Source organism: Halothece sp. PCC 7418 (assembly GCF_000317635.1).
In the GTDB taxonomy this organism is placed as follows: domain Bacteria; phylum Cyanobacteriota; class Cyanobacteriia; order Cyanobacteriales; family Rubidibacteraceae; genus Halothece.
The window spans coordinates 1,462,912-1,486,991 of sequence record NC_019779.1; the positions used below are offsets into that span (position 1 = coordinate 1,462,912).

25 protein-coding genes are annotated in these 24,080 nt (G+C 42.9%); 16 read left to right on the forward strand and 9 right to left on the reverse strand.

The window, feature by feature from the left end:
* Positions 1–10 precede the first annotated feature (10 nt).
* From PCC7418_RS06620 to PCC7418_RS06640, 5 genes are all read left to right on the forward strand, one after another.
* Positions 11–1,123, forward strand: a complete 1,113-nt coding sequence (locus tag PCC7418_RS06620; RefSeq protein ID WP_015225407.1) for a type III-B CRISPR module-associated protein Cmr3 — start codon at positions 11–13, stop codon at positions 1,121–1,123.
* A gap of 84 nt (positions 1,124–1,207) precedes the next feature.
* Positions 1,208–2,059, forward strand: a complete 852-nt coding sequence (cmr4, locus tag PCC7418_RS06625; protein WP_015225408.1) for a type III-B CRISPR module RAMP protein Cmr4 — start codon at positions 1,208–1,210, stop codon at positions 2,057–2,059.
* A 101-nt stretch (positions 2,060–2,160) separates the two neighbouring features.
* Positions 2,161–2,553: a hypothetical protein gene (locus PCC7418_RS06630; protein ID WP_015225409.1), complete on the forward strand. Its 393-nt coding sequence runs from the start codon at positions 2,161–2,163 to the stop codon at positions 2,551–2,553.
* A gap of 4 nt (positions 2,554–2,557) precedes the next feature.
* A complete protein-coding gene (locus PCC7418_RS06635) occupies positions 2,558–4,492 on the forward strand; it encodes an RAMP superfamily CRISPR-associated protein (RefSeq protein WP_015225410.1) in 1,935 nt (644 codons plus the stop codon).
* Between the two features lie 459 nt (positions 4,493–4,951).
* Positions 4,952–6,067, forward strand: a complete 1,116-nt coding sequence (locus PCC7418_RS06640; protein WP_015225411.1) for a putative CRISPR-associated protein — start codon at positions 4,952–4,954, stop codon at positions 6,065–6,067.
* A gap of 7 nt (positions 6,068–6,074) precedes the next feature.
* Here the strand turns inward: PCC7418_RS06640 and csx2 are convergent, their stop codons facing one another.
* From csx2 to PCC7418_RS06660, 4 genes are all read right to left on the reverse strand, one after another.
* Positions 6,075–7,286 (reverse strand): TIGR02221 family CRISPR-associated protein, encoded by a 1,212-nt coding sequence (gene csx2 / locus PCC7418_RS06645; RefSeq protein WP_015225412.1) that lies wholly within the window; start codon positions 7,284–7,286, stop codon positions 6,075–6,077.
* Between the two features lie 82 nt (positions 7,287–7,368).
* Entirely contained in the window at positions 7,369–8,052 is a 684-nt protein-coding gene (locus PCC7418_RS06650; RefSeq protein ID WP_015225413.1) for a lipopolysaccharide kinase InaA family protein, read from the reverse strand.
* A 129-nt stretch (positions 8,053–8,181) separates the two neighbouring features.
* A complete protein-coding gene (locus PCC7418_RS06655; protein ID WP_015225414.1) occupies positions 8,182–8,766 on the reverse strand; it encodes a hypothetical protein in 585 nt (194 codons plus the stop codon).
* Positions 8,756–10,009: a hypothetical protein gene (locus tag PCC7418_RS06660; RefSeq protein ID WP_015225415.1), complete on the reverse strand. Its 1,254-nt coding sequence runs from the start codon at positions 10,007–10,009 to the stop codon at positions 8,756–8,758. The genes PCC7418_RS06655 and PCC7418_RS06660 overlap by 11 nt, the downstream gene beginning before the upstream one ends.
* Positions 10,010–10,209: 200 nt before the next feature.
* Here PCC7418_RS06660 and PCC7418_RS06665 point away from each other — a divergent pair, with 200 nt between their 5' ends.
* The gene (locus PCC7418_RS06665; RefSeq protein ID WP_235620761.1) at positions 10,210–12,258 is read left to right on the forward strand and encodes an AAA family ATPase; all 2,049 of its coding nucleotides are present in this window, start codon (positions 10,210–10,212) and stop codon (positions 12,256–12,258) included.
* A 104-nt stretch (positions 12,259–12,362) separates the two neighbouring features.
* On the opposite strand, the gene PCC7418_RS06670 is transcribed toward PCC7418_RS06665, so the two are convergent.
* Complete coding sequence (locus PCC7418_RS06670) at positions 12,363–12,548, reverse strand: hypothetical protein (protein WP_015225417.1); 186 nt, start codon at positions 12,546–12,548, stop codon at positions 12,363–12,365.
* A 239-nt stretch (positions 12,549–12,787) separates the two neighbouring features.
* On the opposite strand from PCC7418_RS06670, the gene PCC7418_RS06675 reads away from it, so the two are divergent.
* Positions 12,788–13,738, forward strand: a complete 951-nt coding sequence (locus PCC7418_RS06675; protein WP_015225418.1) for an aldo/keto reductase — start codon at positions 12,788–12,790, stop codon at positions 13,736–13,738.
* Positions 13,739–14,244: 506 nt separating this feature from the next.
* Here PCC7418_RS06675 and hemH read toward each other — a convergent pair.
* A complete protein-coding gene (hemH, locus tag PCC7418_RS06680; protein WP_015225419.1) occupies positions 14,245–15,408 on the reverse strand; it encodes a ferrochelatase in 1,164 nt (387 codons plus the stop codon).
* 163 nt (positions 15,409–15,571) lie between these two features.
* Between hemH and PCC7418_RS06685 the strand changes: the two genes are divergently transcribed.
* From PCC7418_RS06685 to PCC7418_RS06705, 5 genes are all read left to right on the forward strand, one after another.
* The gene (locus PCC7418_RS06685; RefSeq protein ID WP_015225420.1) at positions 15,572–15,763 is read left to right on the forward strand and encodes a heavy-metal-associated domain-containing protein; all 192 of its coding nucleotides are present in this window, start codon (positions 15,572–15,574) and stop codon (positions 15,761–15,763) included.
* 51 nt (positions 15,764–15,814) lie between these two features.
* A complete protein-coding gene (locus PCC7418_RS06690) occupies positions 15,815–16,336 on the forward strand; it encodes a gamma-glutamylcyclotransferase (protein ID WP_015225421.1) in 522 nt (173 codons plus the stop codon).
* Between the two features lie 27 nt (positions 16,337–16,363).
* The gene (locus PCC7418_RS06695; RefSeq protein ID WP_015225422.1) at positions 16,364–16,855 is read left to right on the forward strand and encodes a thioesterase family protein; all 492 of its coding nucleotides are present in this window, start codon (positions 16,364–16,366) and stop codon (positions 16,853–16,855) included.
* Between the two features lie 86 nt (positions 16,856–16,941).
* Complete coding sequence (psb35, locus tag PCC7418_RS06700; protein ID WP_015225423.1) at positions 16,942–17,160, forward strand: photosystem II assembly protein Psb35; 219 nt, start codon at positions 16,942–16,944, stop codon at positions 17,158–17,160.
* A gap of 253 nt (positions 17,161–17,413) precedes the next feature.
* Positions 17,414–17,671, forward strand: coding sequence for a MoaD/ThiS family protein (locus PCC7418_RS06705; protein ID WP_015225424.1), 258 nt, complete (start codon positions 17,414–17,416; stop codon positions 17,669–17,671).
* 384 nt (positions 17,672–18,055) lie between these two features.
* Here the strand turns inward: PCC7418_RS06705 and PCC7418_RS06710 are convergent, their stop codons facing one another.
* Positions 18,056–18,295, reverse strand: a complete 240-nt coding sequence (locus PCC7418_RS06710) for a hypothetical protein (protein WP_015225426.1) — start codon at positions 18,293–18,295, stop codon at positions 18,056–18,058.
* 265 nt (positions 18,296–18,560) lie between these two features.
* Between PCC7418_RS06710 and PCC7418_RS06715 the strand changes: the two genes are divergently transcribed.
* Together PCC7418_RS06715 and PCC7418_RS06720 are read left to right on the forward strand one after the other, a co-directional pair.
* Entirely contained in the window at positions 18,561–19,409 is an 849-nt protein-coding gene (locus PCC7418_RS06715) for a YaaW family protein (RefSeq protein WP_015225427.1), read from the forward strand.
* Positions 19,410–20,714, forward strand: a complete 1,305-nt coding sequence (locus PCC7418_RS06720) for an O-antigen ligase (RefSeq protein WP_015225428.1) — start codon at positions 19,410–19,412, stop codon at positions 20,712–20,714.
* Here PCC7418_RS06720 and PCC7418_RS06725 read toward each other — a convergent pair.
* Together PCC7418_RS06725 and PCC7418_RS06730 are read right to left on the reverse strand one after the other, a co-directional pair.
* A complete protein-coding gene (locus PCC7418_RS06725) occupies positions 20,703–21,365 on the reverse strand; it encodes a response regulator transcription factor (RefSeq protein WP_015225429.1) in 663 nt (220 codons plus the stop codon). The two genes, PCC7418_RS06720 and PCC7418_RS06725, sit on opposite strands and share 12 nt — an antisense overlap.
* An 83-nt stretch (positions 21,366–21,448) precedes the next feature.
* Positions 21,449–21,895: a ferredoxin gene (locus PCC7418_RS06730; protein ID WP_015225430.1), complete on the reverse strand. Its 447-nt coding sequence runs from the start codon at positions 21,893–21,895 to the stop codon at positions 21,449–21,451.
* A 131-nt stretch (positions 21,896–22,026) separates the two neighbouring features.
* Here PCC7418_RS06730 and groES point away from each other — a divergent pair, with 131 nt between their 5' ends.
* Together groES and groL are read left to right on the forward strand one after the other, a co-directional pair.
* Positions 22,027–22,338 carry a co-chaperone GroES gene (groES, locus tag PCC7418_RS06735; protein ID WP_015225431.1) on the forward strand — a complete coding sequence of 104 codons (312 nt, stop codon included), beginning with the start codon at positions 22,027–22,029 and terminating at the stop codon, positions 22,336–22,338.
* 36 nt (positions 22,339–22,374) lie between these two features.
* Positions 22,375–24,000, forward strand: a complete 1,626-nt coding sequence (gene groL / locus PCC7418_RS06740; protein ID WP_015225432.1) for a chaperonin GroEL — start codon at positions 22,375–22,377, stop codon at positions 23,998–24,000.
* Positions 24,001–24,080: the final 80 nt, after the last annotated feature.

A 24,080-nucleotide genomic window follows, 5' to 3' on the forward strand; every position in this document is an offset into this window, starting at 1 on the left:
AGGAAACATCATGTACTGGTATCGACTCACTCCCCTCGATATTCTCTTATTTCGAGATGCGAAACCCTTTACCCCAGGGGAACGGGCGTGGGCTGGCAGTGTCTTTCCGCCTAATGGACACACCCTTGCTGGGGCAATTCGTGGGTTACTCGGTGAAAAAGCAACCTTAACCCTCAAAGGACCTTTCTTATGTTATGAAACCACCCTTTATTTTCCCCGTCCTCTGGGCTTCCTCGGTTCAATTCCCTTATTTCCACTAGATTGGCTGAATGACAACAGCCTCAATCATGCCTTGTGGGATCGCACTCGCCCTTGTCCCCTTGTTCCTGCCAATTTAGATGATTTGACTCAAGTTGACATCAAAAATCCCAATACTCGTCAATATCTGCCCAGTGATGTGATTCTGAATTACTTAAAGACAGGTCAAATTCCACCCCAAGACTGGGCTTGTCAGCATGAAGGAGAAAAAAGCCCCTGGCAAGTAGAAACCCGCCCTCATAACGCCATGAAGGATGGCACACGACAAGTTAAAGATGCCGATGGGTATTTTGTGGAAAATGCGATTCGGATGTTACCGAATTGGAGTCTCGCGATCGCGCTGGATCAACAGCTATCAACGCCAACTACCCTCAGACTGGGTGGGGAAGGACATCAGGTGTTAATCGAAGCCTGTCCCTCTCTCGGACAACAGTGGGATTCTATTCAAGCGCGATCGGATGCAAACTTTCAAAACCCCGATCGTTCCGTGGGCTATCTGGTGACTCCTGGAGTATTTGAACGGATGCAAAATAACCAACAAGCCAAATGTCGGTCTTGGCCCTGGGAATGGAAACTTGCCCATACCAGTAACCCGAATCAAACCCCTGGGGAATTAGTCAGTGTCAGCAGCGATCGCGCAATTCCCATCAGCACCCGCTTACGGGATCAAAATGATTCTGATAAAAGCATTCCCGCCCCACAAGTGTTTGCAGCCCCACCAGGGAGTCAATATTACCTGAATCAACCGCAAACCCTCTTTCAAGACCAACCGCAAGCGCCCGCTAAAGTCAAACGCTGGCGGAAACTCGGTTACTCGCAACTCCTCTGGATTAACTTATCTAGTTCCCTCAAAGTTAGGAGCTAGGGGGCTAACTCATTCCAGTTCCCCCCTTTCAAAGGGGGGCTAGGGGGGATTCCCCTTTCTAAAAATTAAAATCAAGGACAGATCATGAACACAATCTATTTTTACCTCCTCTCTCCTCTCCATACTGGCGGAACCACCCAAGAAGGCAACCTCGTCGGTATCGCCAGAGAATCTCACACCAATCTCCCCTATATCCCTTCTAGCACCATTCGTGGTCGTTTGCGGGCAATGGCGAAGGCTGAAGATGCAAAACAGGAAGAACAAGAAAAAGCCCAAAATCAACAAAAAAAAGATGAAGGAAAGGAAAAGCCAAAAAGAAAATCTTTTCGTTTATTTGGCACAGAATTAGATAACGCCCAACAACTTGAACAAGGGGATATTTGGGTCGGGGATGGATCATTACTCTGGGTTCCCGTTCCCTCTCTCAGTCATGGTGTTGTGTGGATTAGTTCTCCCTTTTTATTACGCCGTTGGCAAAGCCGTCAACCACAATCTGCACATCAAACCGCAATTCCTGACCCCTATAGCTGTAACTTTAATCAAAATAGCAAAGTTTATCTTAAAGATGCGATTATCAAATCTGATGAACTGAAAGCGTTTGACAACTGGCAATCTTTTGTTCCCAAACAAGCCAGCAGTATCGACAAAGTTTTAGTGCTTCCCGACCAACATTGTGCGACTCTCATTCAAATGAGTTTGTGGCGACAAGTCAAGATCAAACTGGATGAACATAAAGTGGTCGATGGCGGTTTCCGCTATGAAGAAGCCATTCCCCCTGATACTCTCATGTATTTTACTTGGGGACTCACCAACCAAGCTAACGGAACTGGACAACAATCACAAAACGACTTCCAAACTTTAATTCAAAGTCACGACATCATCCAAATCGGCGGACAAGAAAGCCTCGGTCGCGGTTTTGTTCAACAATCTCAGTAGGGTGGGCACTGCCCACCATTACCCACCATGATTAATTAACGATTATGTTGGGTTTCACTTCATTCTACCCAACCTACTTTTTGACTGAGAAAGGAGAAATTATGACTTTTGACCCCAGAACCATTGCAACACCCGTTTACGAAGCCTTACAAGACTTACGGATTCAACATAACAAAAACGAGTCACGCTTAAAAGAACAAAAAAGCCAAGCGGTTGAACTTTACACTTACCTCGCCACTTGGGGAATGATGCGCCTAAAAGCTGAAGAACAAGCCCTCTCTCAAGACGGGAAAAAAGATGTCGTTAAAAAGTATTTTCAATGTCTCAAAAGTCTGACAGGAATTGAAGAATTAACGACAGTCCAAGGTTTAGAAACGATCAAAAACCTATCCACTGATGACTATTTGGGTTTAACAGGCTTAGGACTCGAAATTGCCCAAGAATTTAGCTTTTGGGCAAATGCCATCTATCACGATATTACAGGAGAACAATAGAATCATGACACACAGTAAAGCATTAGAAAAACCCAATAAACCTGCTAACCCCCAAAAAAAGGTGATTGAGAAAAAGCCCAAGAAAGTAATTTCCAGTGGTGGAAATGGTGGTGGCGGAAACCGTAACCGAGGCGGTGGTGGGGGAAATCATCATGGAAACGGCGGGGGTAATAATAATCCTCAACCCTCTCCCTGGCTAGACCCTGATCACCAACCGCCAACGAGTCATAATGCCAGTTTTATCGAATACTTGCGCTGGATGCGTCCGCCTGAACATCCGCAAAAAGACGGGACAAAGGTTGAGATATTAAATAAAGCCCAAGATAACCCCGACTATCGCCAGCGACTGCAACAACTTAACGATCGCGCTCGCGCTATTGCTCAAGAATATTTTACCGCCAAAACAACATGGCGCATCCGCGTGGGAGGACATCGCGGACCCGAAAGCATTCTTCTCCCTGCATTCGACCATTTAGGCGTTCCTTATCTCCCTTCTAGCACCTTACGAGGAGTCGCCCGAACCCAAGCCATCCGAGAAATCATGGCTAAAGAGAACATAAACTGGAAAAGTGCAGAAGAAAAGATTGCGCCCTATTTCGGTTCAATTAATACTAATAACAACCCAGATAAAGCAGGAAAAGTCGTCTTTCTCGATGCGTATCCTGTGGCTTGCAAAAATGCAGGAATCACAATGGATATGACGAATAATATCTGGAATTGGGATAATAATCAGTTAGCTTATAGTCCTAATCCCAATTCCTTTTTCTCCTTAAAAGATGTGGAATTTCTGGTTGGTTTACGCCTTGCGAGTAACTGTCAAGATCAACAAGTTCTCAAACAAGTCAAGCAATGGCTGATTGAAGGTTTAAATGCTGGTGTGGGTTCACAAATTAATTCGGGTTACGGTCAACTCACTACAGAGAAAAATAAGAAAAGTGCTAATGAGTTTTTAAGAGTGAGTTTTGGTTTAGAAGGACAACTCATTCACGGCTGTCAACATTTTACCCAGTGGAACTGGAATAACAATAGAAATGAATGGCAAATGCGAGGAAATCCTCAAGCAGAGGTGCGTCCAGTTGCTTTTAAGTCCATGCTTCGTTATTGGTTTCGAGCGTTTGCTTTAGGGGTTTTATCTCCTCAACAAGTCCAAGACTGGGAAGCTGCTATTTTCGGTGGTATTAGTCCACAAAAACGAGGCTTTTTAGAGGTCAGAATTCATCAGGGTAAACTAGAACAAAGAGAACCTCGACCGAATCATAATGGAAAACAAGATAAATGTGGTGAACAATCAGGAGTGCTAATTCTGGGCTTATCTTCAGAAACTCAGGAATCCGAACGTAAGACAGTTCAATCATTAGTTAAAAATCTAACTTGGATGATGTTTCAATTAGGTGGAATTGGTCAAGGGGCAAGACGACCTTGTTATTCACGTAAAACTAGCGATCGCGCTCCTTGGTTTCGGGGGTCAACATTTCTCGCTGGAGACGAAGATTTTTGGGAGATTCCTGAAGATATTAAAGAATTTCATCGGTTGTTCTGTCAGAAATTAAAAGGCTTTTATTCTGCGTTATCTCAGTTAACTGGACAGTCAATTAACCCTAAAACTTTAAGAGAAGTTGGTCAAGTCAATCAACGAAATTGGCAAGAAGCAGTTGATGGAAATTGTCGCATTGTTGTTTGTTCTGGGAAGAGTAATTCTAATAAACCCTTTGCATTATCTGTCCTTCACGATCGCGCTTTTTATCATAATGGCGATTACGATGGGTTTCTCTGTGGAAAAGTTCGTGGTGGGGTAAAACCGTCTCCTGTTTGGATCGCTGATACAGGTGATTTCCAAGTAGTAACAGTATTTGGTGCAACGGCTGATCCGCGTGAAAAGTATTTAAAAGAATTGCATAATCAATCTGCTGAATACCTTCCCATATTCCCTCTAAAATAGTCCTCTAATCCCCCAATCTTTTTAGGGGGAGTTACACTTTGTAGGGTGGGCAATGCCCACCCTACCGTTAATTCAGAGTTTACTAATGTAATACCATTTCGATCAACTTGGAAAAGGGGTGTAGCCTATTTTAAACTTCATGATCGATGCACCTCCAAGCATCCCCAAAATGGCTTGATTTTTCGTAAAGGTGCGTCTATTTCCGACCAAGTAAGGATTTCAGGCTTTTAATTAGCGATGTTTGCTCAGGTCTGCTATGGTTGATTTAGATGTACGTCGATTTGGCTTCTGAATCCCTTATGGGATAAGGCTTCTGAGACGAACTCTCACTCTTAACGGGTGAACACACTTGAATGGAAACGATGAATCGCCCCTATGATGAGGAGGCGATTTTTTTCGCATTTACCTGTAATCTAGAAAATAAGTTTTCTCAGCTTAAAAATCCATTCACACCAATCAATGCGAAATACACTCATTTGTACTGTCGGAACCAGCTTATTTAATAACCTCAAACGGGCTGAAGGAGAAATTCATCAAGCCTTTTCTCAGCAAAACTGGAAGCAAGTGGCGTTACTCCTCAATCAGTTAGAAAATACCGATCGCGCTTGTGGGGCTGAAATTAATTCTATTGCCCGAATTTGCCAAAAAAACTTACTCAGTCACTACTTAAAATTAGTTTTTCTAGTCTCTGATACAGAAGATGGAAAACACACCGGACAACTCCTAAAGCTGTACTATGGAAATCACAAAAATCCTATTCAATTTGAAACGGTTGAAGTTAACGTTTTAACGGGATTGAGAGATGATAACATTAAAGCCTTTCGCCAAGAGGGATTAAAAAACTTAGTCCGAGAAATTAGTACCCAAGTTCAACATTCTTCTCCAGAATATATTGCCATTAACGCCACAGGAGGCTATAAAGCCCAAATTTCTTTTGCAGGAATGATTGGACAAGCATTAGGGATTCCTGTTTATTATTTATTTGAACGCTTCTCGGAAGTGATTGAACTTCCTCCGCAACCGATCGCGCTTGATTTAGGATTTTGGATTGATCATTATGTGGTATTTGAACAACTCGAAGCCGAAGAAACGCTGGTGAAATCGGATCTCGCCCATGATTTTAATGCTGCTTATTTCAATACCCTCATTGATGAGGAAATCATTGAACAAACTCCTGTAATTAGTCTCTCTGCAACAGGAATGTTATTCCATGCGCGATCGCGCTTACAATTTCGGAAAAAACAGACCGCTATTCTAGATTTAATCCCCGAAGATCAGACCTTACCAGAAAACAAACAGATTAGCCTTAGAGAGGATCATGGTAAAGATAAACTCATCGCATTTAGCCAAAAATTAGTTCAATCTCCTTATATTACAAAAGTCATTAATTCTCTTCCCTTTAATCCTCATCAAAATAACCCCATCCGCCGAACTTATCCCGATGGGAAAGTTGAATTTGTTTTAACCTGGACAGATCGCGGACTGGGAATTTGCTTACAAACCACAGGGCGTAACCTTGCTGAAACGAACACCATTGCGATTTATCTCGCTGAGAAATTTACCCAGTCCACTTAATACTGGATTAAATCACTAATTCTGGAAATAATTGACTCAAATCATCAAGGAGATTATTTTTAACATATCGACCTAAGTTATCTGCTGCAATTCCCGTTTCTCGCATTTGACAATGAGCGATATCATTACGATATTCTGTTAACTTTGACCAAGTGCTACTTAAAACTTCTGCATCTTGAACGAATGTGATAATTGGTTGTTCAAAGTTTCTATTTAGACCGATCATTTTTCCCAACTGCTGTTCTATTTTCCCTCTCTCATCACGGCTTAAATAATCAACTTTTTCCAGATAGCAAAAAGCAGAAACGATCCACTCTCTCGCTAATAAAATTGCTTGCGTCCCTAATTGCTTAGAAACATACCACCGTAAAAGTAAAAACTGTTTTTCTAGAACTAATTTTAGATCTGATTCACGACTATTAGCCACAGCAAACTGTCCATATTGTTCTTGAATGGGATTCAGTAAAAGCTCAAACGGTTTAGCAAAAACTCCAATTTCATCACTCAAGCGTTCCGTAGAGAATTGTTGTATTTTCCCAGCATCGTCAAGGGTATCCATTGCCCGTGCATACTCCAAAGATTGAGAAAATTTAAGAATTTTATCCCCAAAGCCTTTTAATTGAGTTGGTCGCGCTTCTCCTTTTTGAGGTTGATTTTGTTTATAAAAATCTCCCTGAATCGTTGTTAACAAATTTCCTAATTCAACCGCTGATCCTGTTGTTAAAAATTTATCAGTTGCAGTCAACCAATCTAATAGCTTGATCGCCGAAGTAAGGTCAAAAATCGGGGGCTGATCGCGATTGACTTCAAATGCACCATAATAGACTCCTTGAATGTTCACATTCTTAGCTTTTTGTAGAAAAGCACCTGCTAATAACACCAGCAAAGGGAGAGACCGAAAAGCATGAGTAATATCAAAACTAATTTCTGTATCAGAATTAACTGCATTAACAACAGCTTCAAAAATTTGCCAAATTTCAGTTTCTGATTGACCTGACGGAATATCTACAAAAGTACAATCATAACTTGAGTCGATCCGCTTTAAAAATGCTTGACTATGCTTCTCCCTTGCTTCAGAAGTGACAAATATTTTAATCTTGTTCGGTTTCAAAAACTCAGCCAAGGCTTCTGCGACATAAGGAGTTTCTTTAGTCTGATCTTGCCAAGTGTAATTGGTCGTGTTGTAATTCCCCGTTCCTAAGAATGTTAAAAGTTCCATAGAAGTCTCAATTTAATTCTAGTGAAATTTGTTCTCATAACCTATTCACCAGTTTCTCATATTTTTATGGAATTTGATCTCTTTAAAAGGCTTGGACTTGATTCTTCAGCATACGAAGTCCAGACCAATAAGTTGAATTATCTCCCAGTCCCATACTGTCGAAAAGAGTGGTAAATGCAGAGTCGAGGAAATTTAAGTCATCCTCTGCATCTGGTAATTCTTCAACAATGGCTCTCTCTTTTTCAGCAAAAGCATTTCGTCCTAAAGGATGATCAGCTTCGTTATGAAACGTTGTCCCAAAATCAATAATATAGGGTTGCCAACCTTGTTTATTTTTGTCAATGTCAATGACAATATTCTTAGCATGAAGGTCGCCATGAATCCATCCCGCTTCCCAAAATTGATTTAACATCTGACCAACAGCTTGACATAACTCTAAATAAAAATTGTCTGGATAACTCCCTAGGATAAACTCTTCTAGATATTCTTCTAAAGTGGTTCCTTCATCAATTTTTTCCATTTGAAAAGCATTCGGATGCCCAAAAACTCCTTCTTCTAAATTCGGTTGAGGAGTAATCTTTAAATCCTCTAATTCTACTAATACTTGAAATTCCCAATGAGTGCTGTCTTCACCCACTTTATCGGCTTTTATAATTTGGTTATTCTCCACTTCAATTAAATCTCCTCGATTTCCTAAGCGCGATCGCGCCGAAAAAGTTTGAAGATTAGATATCCGTTGCGCGATCGTTAAAATATTAGATTGCATTCGTTCCTCTCCGTATCAATTAAAATTCAAGTAATACCATTTGCAAGAAATAACGTAGAGGTAAACGGCAGTTCGCCCTTATTAGATGTAGCATGAGTAATCACAGTTGGTATAACCTCAGTATCAGTTTTAAAGTTCATTCTTTCTCTGATGCTGTTCAAAACAACGACGCAAATATCGCTCTAATTCAGGATACCTACATTCTCCTGTTGTTCTCACTTCGTCAATAAATAATTGTAGAAGTCGCATTTGACGAGGATAAGGTTTAACCTCTTCTGGCTGCTCAACAACAGGAGTTTCCTCAGTGACACTCACTTCACTGGAACTGCTCTCAACAGCAGGCGTTTCCGCAGACTCTGGCTTAGAAGCTAAAGGACAGAAAAATGGCTGAGTCACTTCCGTAGCAGAGATTGTGTCTCTTTCCTCTACAGGAGATGCACTAGAATCAGTCTCTTCAATCTCAGATTGATCGACTAATGAAGGATCTTCTGTCTCTTCAGGTGATGCAATGTCATCTGTGGATAAAGAATCTTCTATTTCTTCCGCCGATTCAGGTTCACCAGCAGGGGAATTAATGCTTCGACTAGGCTTCCCATAATAATGAGTTTGTTCTGCTAAATCAACTAATTCTGGATAGTCATAAACTCCCGTCCGTTTCACCTCTTGAGCAAATAATTGAAGTAAGTGTAGTTCTCGCTGTGCGTTATTGATCATTGTTATGTTGTTGATTATAATAGCGTCGAGCATAAGCGCGGAATTGTTCTTCTAACCAACGATCGCGCTCGGTCCGAATTTCATCATTCCAGGACATTTGAACATCACTACGGCGAGAATAAAGCATTAATTTCCCACAAGAAACCAAACTGGTAATCACCGATAATAAGAAGAAAAATAACGATAAGCCCATACTAGAAATATCTAAGCGCAATAATTTCCCTACAAAGTTTTCAAGGGCGAGTTGACTTAGCACTAAACTAGAACGAATTTCTCCTGATTCTGTAAATGCTTGCTCATAGGTTTGAGGATAGGCTCGTTGTAAAAAGATTAGATCATTACTGATTTCAGTTTTTAATAACTGCTTGGCTTCAAAGCGATTTTTTGCCTGTTCATAATTCATAAAAGCCTGTTCTTCTAAACGGGATACTTGACGACAAACTGGTAATTTTTCTAACGCCAATTGTTGCCAATTTTGAGCGCGATCCGCCCAAGAGCCATATAAAGAAACATAGAGAGAATCCCAACGGGGATTAGTTCGCTCCAGCCGATTTAATACGGCTTCTCCTTTCTCACAACGCTCTTTCACGGCTTGATAACGAGGATGTTCTACACTTTTTAAGTTCTCTAAATTTTCTGTCTCTTCCGCCACTTGTTCTGCAATTAAAGTTTGAGCATGAATTTGATTGAGTTGACTCCGATTATTTAACAGTTCAACTCCCGCCCCTGTGGCAAAAGATTGTAAAATATTGAGAGGAATTAACCCCATAATCGCTGCCCAAGTTGACCATTGATAAGCATTTTGGCTTCCCCGCACTACACTACTAGCAATGAGATTTCCAAACTTCAAAATTGCTAAATTAATGGCAAAGCTGAGAAATAATGCTGGGAAATTCCCTAGATTTTGACAAGCAAAAAAGAACAGAGGGGCATTCCCTAAAAAATCAAAGTTATTACTAGCAGTAACAGTTAACGCCGTCACTTTGGCATCCCCTTTTACTTTAGGCGTGACATAAGCAGTTCCGTAATACTCTTTAGAATCGGCAATAAATAAGTCTTTAATTCCAGACAGAATTGGTTGCAATTTATTTTTCTCCTGAGTCTCTTCAACCGCAATGCCATCAACTTCTTTCACTAAATCAGCATAGTCAGGATTGGTTTCAATCCATTGAATCAAAGCTAAATCATTATAAAACTCTGGGGGGAATGCTTCACTTTGGTTTGAGAAATTGCTATCGTTCATGTGCGTTTATTTTTAACGGCATAACTGTATTATTCCCCCTTTCTTTGGTTTTGTTTGATCGTCCCACGCGAACAACCAAGACACAAAAAAGTTGGTCATTCGCGTAGAAAGGATAGGCAGGACGAAAAACTCCTCTTACAGTAGAATTAAGATTTAATTCAGTGATATTCAGCCAAAAAATGAGTTTGTTGTGTCATATTTTGATTGGTTGCCCTAGTAGTGGCAAATCGACCCTTGCTCGTCAGATTCAGCAAGAAAACCCCCAATATCAGATCATTTCTACAGATCAGATTCGCGCCAAACTATTTGGCGATGAAACCATTCAGGGAAACTGGTCACAGGTAGAAGCTCAAGTCTATGCAGCCATTGATCAAGCACTGCAAGCAGGGATTCCGATTATTTATGATGCAACGAACGCCAAGCGGGTGTGGCGCATGGGATTACTGCAAAAACTTCGTCAATATGCTGATGTGGATTGGATGGGTTGGTATTTGAAAACGCCCTTGGAAACTTGCTTGCAGTGGAACCAACAGCGCGATCGTCAGGTTCCCGAATCTGTCATTGAGCAAATGAGCCACGGGTTAAAGCAGTTTCCTCCTGATGATGGGGAAGGATTTACGGCGCTGCATACTCTCAAGCCAGACACTCCCGATTCTTGGTTACAACAAGTCAATGAAAGAATTAGCCAACTCCCGAAAACCAAGATTAATCGTAATAACCGCAATCGTCCTTTAACCTTTCATTCCTATTCTCGCTTACTCGATTTCGAGCGTTTAATGTATTTAATCCGCTTATTGATTCAGTATCCTGGTTTAGGGAACTTACAGACAACCGCCCCTGAAGTCATTCAAGAAGTCTTTGGTCAGCAGCAAGAGTTTCCAGATGAAATTGAAGAAATTTGTGCCTTTTTAGCCAAAATTGCCGATCCTCTCTATGCGAATCCACAAGCTGTTGCTCAAGATTTACAATGGTTAGAACAAAATGGTTTATTGGGCGGAAAAGACATTAAGCAGCCGTTGGCTCTCTCTGTTTATCAAGATCAAAATGATCCCACTCATCAGTATTCTGATATCGAACCTTTTTCTCGCTTAATCAATACCATTCGTTTAATTCTTCATGACCCCTTCATTCGTGAATCGGGTTCAACGACATTAAAAAGTTTTGTGGCTCGTCTCCACACAGAAGGATTAATCAAACATCAAGCTGAAGACAAACAAATTTCCAATCTCCGCAAAGATATTGAAAAAGTGCTGAAACCCTACGAAATTTTGCCTCATTTTTCCATGAGACGGGGCTATTTCACGGGGACTGCAATTTTATCATTTCCCGATTTAGTGAAAGTATTTCGGTTATTAGAAAGCCAAGCCAAAAGTCTTGAAGATCCTGAATCATTAGAGGTTTATGAATTATTTCAAGAACGAATGCAATGGTCGCAATTAGCAGATACTCAATCTTATCCTGTGCGGGCGATTCATAATCGCAATATTGTTAATTTAGAAAAATTGTCTCCTTCCGCCTTAGCTCGAAATATGAAGAAACTGGAAGCAGCAATTGCACAGGGACAGTTATTAGAATTAGGACGTATTGCGGGGAGTGTTCGCTATCAGTCTGGAAAAGATAATTATTTTTTCGCTTATCCTTTGCAATTGGTTTTTCATAATATTGGTTGGTATTTAGGTTTAGAACGGTATGACGGAGAGAATCAAGGATTACTTCAATTTGAGCGCGTAGATCGGTTATTTCTAGGACACACCCCCTATCAAAAGCGTCCTCTTGCTGAACAATGGTCGGCTCTCAAACGACTCCGCAAACTCTATGAATGCAGTGGCGGAATTTATTTAGGGAAAGATGTTAAGCAACAACAATGCTATCTCAGCCGTGACACTTCCCAGCGAAAATTGGCTGAGGTGAGGGTTGAATTATGGTTTAATGATGCCATGTTTCGCTTTATTAGTGAGGGAACGAAACGATTTCCCCTCAAACAAATGAAAATGTCAAAATCGTTCAATGCTGACTTAAACCGAAGCAATAAAACATTATTTATTTTGAAGAAAAGCAATGATCCCCATTTCCCTCATCGTTATCAAGTGAAATTGCCTTGCTGGTGTGTTGATGATTATGATTTTCATCGCTGGATTTTAGGCTTTGGGGGACAAGTTAAGGTCATCACGCCAGACTCTCTGAAAACAATTATTCAACAAAAAGGAACAGCGATTGCCCAACTTTATAACCAAGAGTCAAATCACTAAATCCAAATCAACTTGTTTCGATACGCAAAAAGATACGCGATGTCCCCTACGGAAGCGAAGCCATCGCGCCACGTAAGATAGAAAGAGAAGGCAAAGTTCTCAGGTTACTGACCTTGGATCATTCTGGCGTTGAGTGATACGAGCTTTTTAATCTCATGGGTAATGTCCTCTCCATGCTCATTCAGAACGGTGTACTCTGTGGAATCACTCTGAATGAGAGACATCACCAAATCTTGTACCGCCTGCTGATCAGTCGAATCAAGAAGGATCGGTTCTATGGAGTTGTTCATCACGTCCAAGTTCCTAGGTAAGACATCGCTTTTGATTGTAGCTAAGAAGTTTTGTTCATAACACTACGCGCGAGAGCAAGGTCAAAGGTTAAAGGGACAAGGTTAATTCTCTATTTTTCTTGATCTCTAAAACGCTAATCAATCACTCGCCATCGGACTACACTGATTTAAAGTAGTAGGACTCTTAAAATTAGAAAGTATTGTAACCAATTCGGGATCAATCATTCAAGAAAAAAATAATGAATACACCTTCCACTGTATCTCTAGGAAAAAATGGTCCGCAAGTGACTGCTCTGGGAGTGGGAACTTGGTCTTGGGGAGATCGCTTGTTTTGGGATTACGGCAAAGAATACGACCAGACTCAAGTGCGAGATGCGTTTCAAGCCTCGATTGATGCAGGGGTGACTCTGTTTGATACGGCGGAAGTCTATGGCTTAGGAGAATCGGAACGTTTATTAGGGACATTTGCTCAAGAGAAGACAACGCCTTGCGCGATCGCCACCAAATATTTTCCTTTACCTTGGCGAATTTTTCCGCAAGCGGTAGAAGATGCTCTCAGTGAAAGCCTTCAACGCCTGCAAGTTGACAGTATCCCTCTCTATCAAGTGCATACTCCCTTTACCTTCTTCATGAGTCAAGAAACTCTGATGGACACTCTCGCCCAAGAAGTTCAACGAGGACGGATCCAAGCTGTTGGAGTCAGTAATTATTCCGCCAACCAAATGCGCGAAGCACAGGAACAACTCGCTAAACATGGTGTGACTCTCGCCAGTAATCAAGTGCCGTATTCTCTGCTGAATCGTAAAATTGAGAGGAATGGGGTTTGGCAAACGGCTCAAGACTTAGGGGTGACGATTATTGCTTACAGTCCCCTTGCTCAAGGGTTGCTCACTGGAAAATATACGGGTCAAGAACAACCCAGTGGTGCACGTCGCTTAGATCCTAAGTTTAAATCCTCTGGGATCAATGAAGTCTCTCCCGTGATTAACAGTTTGCGACAATTAGCGGAAAAATACCAAAAAACGCCCGCTCAGATTGCCTTAAACTGGCTCATCACCCAAGGGACAATTCCCATCCCAGGGGCGAAAAATGCGGATCAGGCGCGACAAAATGCAGGGGCTTTGGGTTGGCAACTCAATGCTGAAGATGCTCAGGCGTTAGACCGTGTAAGCCAACCTTGGCAACGGTAAAATCAAAATTGTCTCATTTTTCCTCAAACTGTCCCCAATTGGGGACAAAACCAATCTTGTGACTGAAACAATTTGAGATCGATTCAAGTCAGTGAAGGGGCTTGGACCTTATACTCAATGACCATCATGGATTAAGCTGATTTCAGTAGCTGAGGCTATTGTCGCAAATTGATTGAATCTTCGATTCAGTGAGCCGAAGGCTCAATTGAGTTTGTCAAGCTCAACTGGACCAAAGCGTGAGGATATCGAACCATTCGCTTGACCAACGGTCGCAGCAGGTGCCTTCTGTTTAAGAAGGCGTAATCTGCGACTCGCCTTATATGCAAGGGCTAAAGCGGATTGGTTTGACGGCGACTCCTATAACTGGTTTGACTGTTCTCAGTCGAATAACATATTCTTTTTGACCTCATTGTGATCCAAAATTCATTATTGCGGATCAGATCTTTGCTTCACTTAGGGAAACAAAAGTTGCCCTTGCTGAGTTAATGACGCTTGATCCTCTCAGATCAAAGTAGTCCAACAAAGTGCAATGGACCAGCCCCACTAATTAATTCAATCATTAGCGCAAGAAATCCTAACATCGCTAAACGACCATTCCAAACTTCTGCAGTGGTTGTCATTCCCCACTCCCAGCGTTCTTGAGGATACATTTTGAGGTCTTCCTTTAAAGGCGTGACTTCGGCAAATCCTCGATTCGGTGAGTTCAAGGCCTGATCGACACAGTTGGTCAGGGCTTGGATAAAGGTAGCATCAGTATTTAAAGCGGGAACCCGTTGGAAGTTTTCTACCCCTGCTTCTTCGGCGAGTTCGCGGTACTCAATATCAATTTCTTGCAAGGTTTCAATGTGTTCAGACACGAAACTAATGGGAACGACCAACAAGTCTTTCACCCCTTTTTCGCCCAGTTCCACAATCGCTTCTTCTGTATAAGGTTTCAACCATTCCACTGGTCCAACTCGACTCTGATAGGCAAGAGTATGCTCATTGGGACGGTTTAAAGTTTTCATGATTAAGCGGGTGCATTCTTCAATCTCGTATTGATAGGGATCTCCTGCTTCTTCCACATAACTGAGGGGAACCCCATGAGCACTGAAGAAAATATGCACTTGGTCTGGGTTAGAAAATTTATCGAGTTCTTGGGCAATCAAGTTTGCCATTGCCTGTAAATAGGCGGGTTCGTCGTACCAAGACGGAATCACGGTATAGGGAAGTTTTTGCAGTGCAGGGTCTTCTTGCCAGATTCGTTCTAAAATCCGAAAGCTGGAACCACTGGTACTGATGGAAAATTGCGGATAGAGGGGCAAAATGACCAGTTTATCCAGTCGATCGCGCTTGATCCGAACAACTGCTTCTTCGGTGAAGGGATGCCAGTAACGCATTCCTACATACACCTTCGCCTCTTTCCCTTCTGCTTTTAATTGTGCTTGTAGGGCATCTGCTTGTTCTTCTGTAATCCGACGCAGTGGCGATCCGCCCCCGATTTCTTTATAGTTTTCTTGGGATTTGCGCGATCGCGCTGTGGAAATGAACCAAGCCAATGGTTTCTGCAACCAAGACACGGGTAAACGGATAATTTCTGGGTCAGAAAATAGATTGTATAAAAAGGGACGAACATCCTCTAGTTCGTCCGGTCCACCTAAGTTTAGAAGTAAAACCCCGACTCGACCCATAATAAGTATTGTTTATTAAATTTAAGTTTTCAGTTTCTTTATTAAGTTTAACAATTTCTTTCTAATTGAGTTAACCTCGCAAGAATTCTTAGAAATTCCCTGAACTGCCTTGGTAGGATGGAATCGTACTAGAGGTCAACTGAAAGACAAGAGGTTTTAACTAATGATCCAGCTTAATGTTCCCAGCATCAAATGTGACGGCTGCGCTGAAGCCATTACCAATGAAATTAAAAGCCATGACCCCAATGCCAAGATTGATGTCGATGTCGAAAATAAAATTGTTAAGGTAGAAACCACCGTTCAAGAAACTGCAGTCAGAGAGATGATTAACTCCGCGGGACATACCGTCAGTTAGAGTTAAGAAATATTAAATTAATTTGACAAAATTCAAGTGGAGTCTCGAATTATGGAGCAGTCGCCCTCTCAGCCCGAATCCTTCTACTATTTTGCCTATGGCTCTTGTATGTGTCCCGTTGATCTCAAGCGGACTTTACAGGAAAAGGCTTATCCTTACGTTGTTGGTCCGGCTACTCTCCCTCATTATCGTCTGGGGTTCTATCATCGCTCTCCCCGTCGCCAATGTGGGGTTTTAGATGTTGTTCCCGACCCCAGTGCATCCGTCATGGGAGTCCTTTACCACCTCCCGTGGCGGTTTAGCGAAGCCCTTGATCTTCGCGAAGAAGTCCCCACTCAAGGTTATCGGCGCGAAGAAGTGAGTGTTCAAGTGCAGGGGAAATGGTATCACGGGGTTCGGACTTATACAGTTGTCAATAAATTACCCCGAGAAATTCCGCCTAATGAATGGTATTTCCATGTTGTCCTTCGTGGGGCGACCACTTGCGGGCTTCCCGAAGACTATCGTTGGCAACTCTTTCACCAGATGCACAATCTTCAGCAAGCTGATCAATCCTGCGATAAAATCAGCTAGCAGCAATTGCCGATTAGGAGCATCGTCGTGTCAGCAACAAATAATCCTTCTCAAATTCCACCATCACAAGCAATTGAAAAAGATAAATCCCTCCATGCCACATCTGAAAATTGGTTTGAGTATCCGATCCGAGTTTATCCGCATCACACGGATTGTGCGGGAATTGTGTGGCATGGAACTTATCTACAATGGCTAGAAGAAGCCAGAATTGAATATTTGCGATCGCTGGGCTTGGATTATAGTGAATTAATGGCTCTGGGTTGCGAGTTACCAGTCGTTGACTTGTCGATCCGCTATCATTATCCCCTCCGTCTTGGGGATCAAGCAGTGCTCCGCAATCGCATGAATCAAATGTCGGGGGTACGCATCCATTGGACTTATCAACTACAATCGCTCGATCGCGAAACCAAGTATCTCACCGCAGAAGTGACACTGGTTGCTGTTGATCGAGAAAAAGGAAAAATCATGCGTAGTTTACCGCCAACGATGAAAGATATCTTAGTCAAACTACAAACTTAGGTCGGAGAAACTGCACTGAGGATAGACTAATCTCTGCTCAAGATTTGATAAGATTCTGCCTATAGAATTTGGAGATAATTAAAGTTATGACTATTTTAATGCAAGCCGAGGCAGCAGCAGAAGCAAGTAATGGTCTTCCCATTTCTTTCACCGCTGTTTATATTATTGGGTTTATTGCTGCGGTGACCATTGGTTCTATTGCTTGGTATAACTCGAAACGCCCCGCAGGTTGGGAAGGACAAGAGCGTCCAGACTGGGTGCCAGAAGTCGATACCAAACAAGAAGAAGAATCGGAGAATAAGTAAGAAACAGTGCCAAGTCTAACTGAAGTCGGGACTGATAACTGGGCTCGATATTGACCGTTTTAGCGAAGGGGCTGAGCATCCTGCGACCCCATTGTGCGTTGCAATTAGTCATCAAATGGGCTCTTAAAGGGGTGAACTAAGTTCGCCCCTTCTTCCCCCCGATCGGGCAGGGCTGTTTCATTCTTGGGGTTCAAATTGGCAGGGTAAGCCGTGAAAGCCTTTTGTCATCCTTCTAGGCGGGAATTTAAATGTTATGTCAACGCAAATTACAATTACTGTCAAACTTTTTGCTGCCTATCAAGAGGCTTATGGAGTCGAAGAAATTGAGCAACAATTTCCCTCAGCAACTCCAGTTTACGCTGTGTTAGATCGCATTTTAGAGGAACAACCGCAACTCGAACAATGGCGAGAGGTAACTCGTTTTGGAGTGAATCTTAATTTTGTTCCCCCAGAAACCCCTTTAAATGATGGCGATGAAGTGGTTTTAATTCCTCCAGTGAGTGGCGGTTGAGTTAAAGATTACGCCTTCGGAAAATGGAAGGGGCCTGCGCGTGACCGTTGGTGAGCTACCCCGTCCTACTTCGTTGAGGGCGAGGCTTCGATATTCACAGGGGCACGAATGCCCAAATTTGACCTGACGACCAAGTTGCAGACTTTCCCTGAACTTAACTTCCTCACGAATGCGGTGAGCAATCCAAAGTGAGGAAGTGAGGAGAGTGAGGATTTGTTTATACGCCCCGTCTCCCATTAACAAGAGCGGTCTCATGGGAGTCTTCTCCCCGCATTTAGATAAAAATTTTAATAATTTAAAGACAATTGATGAAACATCTCAACAAAAATTAAGAATTCATCTTGCGAGAATGATGATTGCGATATCGGAATTCCCTTCAGGGAATTACAAATAATAGTATGACTCCAAATCTGCCCAAGAAAAATCACCTTTATGGTCATGTTGCTTACCTGATCGGATTGCATTCACGATTCGCTTCCCACTGAGTTTCGATGACAATAAATGATCGACTTCCTTCAGGTCATCAATGGTAATTTCTATTTCTTGCTCTCCATATTTTGCTTTTAAGGCTGCAAGCAAATTCTCATCAAGTTCACTAACTTTGAGGCGATAAGTAACTGACATAATTTTGTCCTCACTTTTGTTGATGCTTTTAGCATAGCAAGCAATTCTTTCTGTTTTTCAGAGTTACTGTCTGAATTTAACGATTATTTACTAATCTAGATGAAATATCTTAAGAATCTTAAGAAATAGATAAGGTCTTTCCCCCGTCCGAAAATTGGGATCTAAAAATCATTTGAGATCTCAGCAACATGAAAACCGCAAGACTGGAAAAAATCGATTAGAATTGAGTTGCACTGAGGTTGCTTGGTCGCGGAGGGTTATAGCATTGGATGAATTGAGAACTGCTTTGGAACTAACCACAGAAGAGGAACTACAGCAGATTGTTGAAATTTTATTTTGTCGCCGATTTAATCCCCTTGATTATTTGGGCACGCCTGAACCCGCAGAAATTCTGAGTAAGGAACATTCCGCTTGCTTAGACGCGATCGAGCATCGCTTTCGGTTTCTGGCTGCAGATGGCTTTACGGTATTACGTCAACGTAGCCAAGACTTAAGCTATCGGCAAATTTTAATTCGGGTTTGCAGCTACTTAAAATTGTCTTTTTCCCGTGAACTTTCAACCACCGATCTCGAAGCAGAAATTTTCCTCAACTTAATGAGTCGGGCTTGGAAAGAACTTCCCGACTCAGAAAAAGCCTCAATCACGGCAAAAGTGCAAAATTCTCTCGCTGAAGCAAAATCCCCTGCACCGCTTCCCCCCCAGATTCAAAATAATCCGATGAGTTTTCTTCTCAAAGGAGGAAGTGTGGTCGCCGTCAGTTCGGTGTTGCGCCCGTGGTTACTGCAACAAATCGCCCGTCAGTTTGCTTTCCATTTTGCTCAGTATCAAGTGGCAAAAAGTGCGGTGATTCGTGGGGGAACTGCTGCTGCTGCACAACTGCAAGGTCAAATTGCCCTCAAAAGTGCTCAACAGGGTATGGCGTTGAGTGCAGCCCGTTATGGCGCAGTGCGAACTGTCTTTTCTTTTCTGGGGCCGATTTTATGGGGCTGTTTAGCGGCGGATCTGGGGTGGAAAACGATCGCGACTAATTATGGACGGATTATTCCCACGGTGTTTGCTTTAGCCCAAATTCGACTCCTCCGTGAAGATGACGCAGACTGGCAATTAGCATAAATGCTCTTTTCGCAACAGTATCCCCGCTTGTGGTTGTGGGGACAGAGATTCTTTTTTATTTTGCCTCTCCAGCCCACGATCGGCTCTTTAGGGCTTCTCGCGATCGCGCTGCTTGCGATTCAAACCGCCCCCAGAGAACTCCTCAAACGTCCTTTTAATTGGGGGTTATTTGCCCTCACCGCTTGGCTTTTACTCACCGCAACAACCGCAGAATATCAAACCGAAGCCTGGTTAGGACTCGCGAATTTTATCCCTTTTTTTCTGATCTTTGTCGGATTCAATCTCCTAATCGAAACCCCCCGTCAGTTGCGACGATTAGCAGAATTAGGGGTGATCAGTGCTGTCATGGTCGCGGTCATCGGAATTGGACAAATTGCCTTGAGTTGGCAAACGCCAGAAGCCTTACAACCCCTTTTGGGCTGGGTTTTAGACCCGAGGGGAAATCCTTCAGGGCGGTTAGCATCGGTGTTTATGTATGCCAATATTGCGGGGGCTTACTTATTAATCATGTTTACGCTTGCTTTGGGATTGTGGGTGGAGTGCTATCGTTTCCATCGTCAACAGGTCTGGCGTTGGCTAGGATTAACTGTCAGTCTCATTTTAATCGCGATCGCGCTGTTTCTCACCAGTTCTCGCAATGCTTGGGCGGTTGGCTTTTTAGTCACCGTCGTTTATGTCATTTATCTCTGCTGGTACTGGTTATTAGCCGTAGCTGCTGTGATCTTAACTGCGATTCTTGGTGCTGCTTTTGCCCCGCCTCCTCTCAATCAAGGGTTGCGTGTGATGATTCCGCGTTCGATTTGGGCGCGTCTCAATGATCAAATGTACCGCGATCGCGCAACAGAAACGCTTCGCACCACCCAATGGCAATTTACATGGGATTTAATGCAAGATCGTCCTTTTCTCGGCTGGGGCTTACGGAACTTTACTCCGCTTTATCAAGACCAAATGGGCATTTGGCTGGGACATCCCCATAACTTCCCCCTGATGTTGAGTGCAGAAATTGGCATTCCTGGGCTGTTGTTGTTGTTGGGATTAATCGGCAGCGCGATCGTTCGAGGGAGTATTTTAGTCAGCATTTGGTCACATCTGATGCCAACTCCAAACTCTCAAGAATGGAAACAAAATCAACTTATTTTCTTGAGCTTTATCATTGCCTTTTGCGCCCTCAGCCTGTTTAATCTCCTTGATATCACCCTTTTTGACCTCCGTCTTAACCTTCTTGCTTGGCTATTGCTAGCTGGAATCAATGGCGTGAGTCATCATTACCGTCACTTACAATTAGGCTTCAAACTAATGCGCTAGACGGTTTTGAATCGCCCAACGAGCTAATTCTGTCCGATTATGAAGACGAGTTTTATTCAACATATTGGAAACATGAGACTCAACCGTGCGCTGACTAACATTGAGTTTTTCCGCAATCTCGCGATTGGCTAATCCTTGAGCAACAAACTGGACAACTTTTGTTTCCGTCCGAGTCAGCGTCACATCCGCAGGGACATGGATTTTTTCACCTTGTTGCGCCCCATCAACACTACCCCCACTTTTATCGATCAACCGTTGGGCTTGCTTGAGGGAAGATTCCACCTGAGCGACTAACTCTTCTGGTTCAAAAGGTTTCACCAAATAAACATCAGCCCCAGTATTTAAGCCTTTGACGCGATCCGTCGTTTGTCCTTTAGCAGATAAAAACAGAACGGGAATCCAACTAATTCGGCTATCTTGGCGAACCTGCTTCACCAATTCATAGCCATCCATTTCTGGCATCATAATATCGCAAATAATGAGATCTGGAACTTCATGTTCTAAGATTTCCAGTGCATCTCGTCCGTTATCAGCAGTTGTGACTTGATACCCTTGAAATTCCAAATAGTCTTGTACTAATAGGATCAAATTGGGATCATCATCAACGAGAAGTAATTTTTTGGTTTCGTTATCGACTGGGTTATCTTTCATCTGTAGGTATTCAATAAGTGAGAGAAAGTCTTTTCGTGCAAAATTAAAAGGGTTGGCAACGCACTTAAGTATTTTACCGCAAATCACCTATCATTACTATCTTGTGATTCACTATTTTCTGTTATTCCTACCAAAGGATGAGTTACTAACAAATAATCTGTAACCACTTGATTGTTGAGTAAATGTTCTTGAATAATCCGCTCGATCGCGCTGGGAGTCACCTGATGATACCAAACCCCGTCAGGATACACCAACAAGATAGGACCCGAGCAACACACCCGTAAACAATTGGCTTTCGTCCGAAACACCAAACAAGAGGGATCATTGCTTGGGTCATCCAGTCCCAATTCTTGCAGTCGTCGCTTCAAATAGTTCCAAGATTCTAACCCCGCCTCATGAGAACAGCACTTTGGCTTCGTTTGATCCGCACATAAAAAAAGATGTCGTTGAATTTTCTGTAATCCTAAACGCTCCACTGTTGCTTGTAGCGTTTCTGGACATGGTTCATTCACTGCGGTTGTTTCTTCCATTCTGACCCCACCTCAAGACTCGAAAAACAGGTACGGAAACCCACACTTATCCGTCAGTTGCCAAGCCGTTGTTAATTCGGCTAAATTAGCACTCAGAACAAGAGAGTGCTAAAAAAAGAGGAACTTAACTTATGGCAACTGTATCCCTTAGTGTATCCACTGTCAAACCCCTTGCAGACCGCGTTTTTGTCAAGATTAGTCCCCAGGAAGAAAAAACCGCAGGCGGAATCCTTCTCCCTGATACGGCAAAAGAAAAACCCCAGGTGGGAGAAGTCGTTCAAGTCGGTCCTGGCAAACGCAATGATGACGGAAGCCGTACTGAACCAGAAGTGAAAGTTGGCGATCAAGTTCTCTACTCCAAATACGCGGGAACTGATATCAAACTTGGTCAAGATGACTATGTTCTTCTTTCTGAAAAAGACATTCTTGCCATTGTTAACTAAGTCAACCATATAAAGGATTAAAAAAGGAAAATTACTATGGCTAAATCGATCATTTATAACGAGCAAGCCCGTCGCGCTTTGGAACGCGGTATTGACCTCCTCGCTGAATCGGTTGCGGTTACTCTCGGACCGAAAGGACGCAACGTTGTTCTGGAAAAGAAATTTGGCGCACCTCAAATCATTAACGACGGTGTTACCATTGCCAAAGAAATTGAACTCGAAGATCACATCGAAAATACTGGTGTTTCTTTAATCCGCCAAGCTGCTTCTAAAACCAATGATGCAGCAGGGGATGGAACAACCACTTCCATTATCCTCGCTCATGCGTTAGTTAAAGAAGGCTTGAGAAACGTTGCTGCTGGGGCAAACGCAATTTCCCTAAAACGTGGAATTGACAAAGCAGTTGCTTTCTTGGTGGAAAAAATCAAAGAACACTCCACTGATATTAGCGACCCGAAAGCGATCGCGCAAGTAGGAACGATTTCTGCGGGTAACGATCCTGAAGTCGGTGATATGATTGCCCAAGCAATGGAAAAAGTGGGCAAAGAAGGAGTCATCTCCCTTGAAGAAGGGAAATCCATGACCACTGAATTAGAAATCACCGAAGGGATGCGCTTTGATAAGGGCTATATCTCCCCTTACTTTGCCACTGATACTGAGCGCATGGAAGCGGTACTAGATGATCCTTACATCCTGCTCACCGATAAGAAAATTACTGTGGTTCAAGACATTGTTCCCGTTTTAGAACAAGTGTCTCGTTCTGGTAAACCCTTACTCATCATCGCAGAAGATATCGAGAAAGAAGCCCTTGCGACGCTGGTGGTAAACCGTCTTCGTGGTGTCTTAAATGTTGCTGCGGTGAAAGCACCTGGATTCGGCGATCGTCGTAAACAAATGTTAGAAGACATTGCCGTGTTAACAGGCGGTCGTGTCATCACTGAAGATGCAGGCTTGAAACTGGAAAACGCAACCCAAGATATGCTGGGAACGGCGCGTCGCGTTACCATCACCAAAGACAACACCACTGTTGTTGCGGAAGGGAATGAAGAAGCGGTTAAAACCCGTTGTGATCAGATTCGTCGTCAAATCGAAGAAACTGAATCCAGCTACGACAAAGAAAAACTGCAAGAGCGTCTCGGTAAGCTCTCTGGCGGTGTTGCTGTGATTAAAGTCGGTGCTGCAACGGAAACGGAAATGAAAGACCGTAAACTCCGTTTAGAGGACGCAATCAACGCCACTAAAGCTGCAGTGGAAGAAGGGATTGTTCCTGGTGGTGGGACAACCTTAGCGCACCTTGCTCCAGACTTAGAAAAATGGGCAAATGAGAATCTCACGGGTGAAGCCCTCACGGGCGCAATGATTGTCATGCGTTCCTTAACTGCACCGCTAAAACGGATTGCTGAAAATGCGGGTGCTAATGGGGCTGTCATTGCTGAGCGCGTGAAAGAAAAAGACTTTAACGTTGGTTATAATGCTGCGGAAGATACTTTCACCGACTTATTAGAAGCGGGAATCGTTGACCCTGCTAAAGTAACCCGTTCTGCACTACAAAATGCAGCTTCTATTGCATCGATGGTCTTAACCACTGAGTGCATTGTTGCGGATAAACCTGAGAAAGAAAAAGCAGGTGCTGGCGCAGGCGCGGATGACTTTGATTACTAAACACTAACGCCGAAGAAAATTAGAAGTAGGGTTGGCTTTGTCCGCCCTACTGTTTCGGTTTTGTACCCTGCTTGTTCAAG

What these genes read in the sequence shown, in the direction of transcription:
- PCC7418_RS06710 (WP_015225426.1), bottom strand. Translation starts at nt 18,295, where the DNA reads ATGTCAGTTACTTATCGCCTCAAAGTTAGTGAACTTGATGAGAATTTG.
- PCC7418_RS06655 (WP_015225414.1), bottom strand. Translation starts at nt 8,766, where the DNA reads ATGATCAATAACGCACAGCGAGAACTACACTTACTTCAATTATTTGCT.
- hemH (WP_015225419.1), bottom strand. Translation starts at nt 15,408, where the DNA reads ATGGGTCGAGTCGGGGTTTTACTTCTAAACTTAGGTGGACCGGACGAA.
- PCC7418_RS06730 (WP_015225430.1), bottom strand. Translation starts at nt 21,895, where the DNA reads ATGGAAGAAACAACCGCAGTGAATGAACCATGTCCAGAAACGCTACAA.
- PCC7418_RS06635 (WP_015225410.1), top strand. Translation starts at nt 2,558, where the DNA reads ATGACACACAGTAAAGCATTAGAAAAACCCAATAAACCTGCTAACCCC.
- cmr4 (WP_015225408.1), top strand. Translation starts at nt 1,208, where the DNA reads ATGAACACAATCTATTTTTACCTCCTCTCTCCTCTCCATACTGGCGGA.
- PCC7418_RS06660 (WP_015225415.1), bottom strand. Translation starts at nt 10,009, where the DNA reads ATGAACGATAGCAATTTCTCAAACCAAAGTGAAGCATTCCCCCCAGAG.
- groES (WP_015225431.1), top strand. Translation starts at nt 22,027, where the DNA reads ATGGCAACTGTATCCCTTAGTGTATCCACTGTCAAACCCCTTGCAGAC.
- PCC7418_RS06675 (WP_015225418.1), top strand. Translation starts at nt 12,788, where the DNA reads ATGAATACACCTTCCACTGTATCTCTAGGAAAAAATGGTCCGCAAGTG.
- PCC7418_RS06650 (WP_015225413.1), bottom strand. Translation starts at nt 8,052, where the DNA reads ATGCAATCTAATATTTTAACGATCGCGCAACGGATATCTAATCTTCAA.
- psb35 (WP_015225423.1), top strand. Translation starts at nt 16,942, where the DNA reads ATGACTATTTTAATGCAAGCCGAGGCAGCAGCAGAAGCAAGTAATGGT.
- PCC7418_RS06725 (WP_015225429.1), bottom strand. Translation starts at nt 21,365, where the DNA reads ATGAAAGATAACCCAGTCGATAACGAAACCAAAAAATTACTTCTCGTT.
- csx2 (WP_015225412.1), bottom strand. Translation starts at nt 7,286, where the DNA reads ATGGAACTTTTAACATTCTTAGGAACGGGGAATTACAACACGACCAAT.
- PCC7418_RS06690 (WP_015225421.1), top strand. Translation starts at nt 15,815, where the DNA reads ATGGAGCAGTCGCCCTCTCAGCCCGAATCCTTCTACTATTTTGCCTAT.
- PCC7418_RS06620 (WP_015225407.1), top strand. Translation starts at nt 11, where the DNA reads ATGTACTGGTATCGACTCACTCCCCTCGATATTCTCTTATTTCGAGAT.
- PCC7418_RS06630 (WP_015225409.1), top strand. Translation starts at nt 2,161, where the DNA reads ATGACTTTTGACCCCAGAACCATTGCAACACCCGTTTACGAAGCCTTA.
- PCC7418_RS06705 (WP_015225424.1), top strand. Translation starts at nt 17,414, where the DNA reads ATGTCAACGCAAATTACAATTACTGTCAAACTTTTTGCTGCCTATCAA.
- PCC7418_RS06720 (WP_015225428.1), top strand. Translation starts at nt 19,410, where the DNA reads ATGCTCTTTTCGCAACAGTATCCCCGCTTGTGGTTGTGGGGACAGAGA.
- PCC7418_RS06640 (WP_015225411.1), top strand. Translation starts at nt 4,952, where the DNA reads ATGCGAAATACACTCATTTGTACTGTCGGAACCAGCTTATTTAATAAC.
- PCC7418_RS06685 (WP_015225420.1), top strand. Translation starts at nt 15,572, where the DNA reads ATGATCCAGCTTAATGTTCCCAGCATCAAATGTGACGGCTGCGCTGAA.
- groL (WP_015225432.1), top strand. Translation starts at nt 22,375, where the DNA reads ATGGCTAAATCGATCATTTATAACGAGCAAGCCCGTCGCGCTTTGGAA.
- PCC7418_RS06670 (WP_015225417.1), bottom strand. Translation starts at nt 12,548, where the DNA reads ATGAACAACTCCATAGAACCGATCCTTCTTGATTCGACTGATCAGCAG.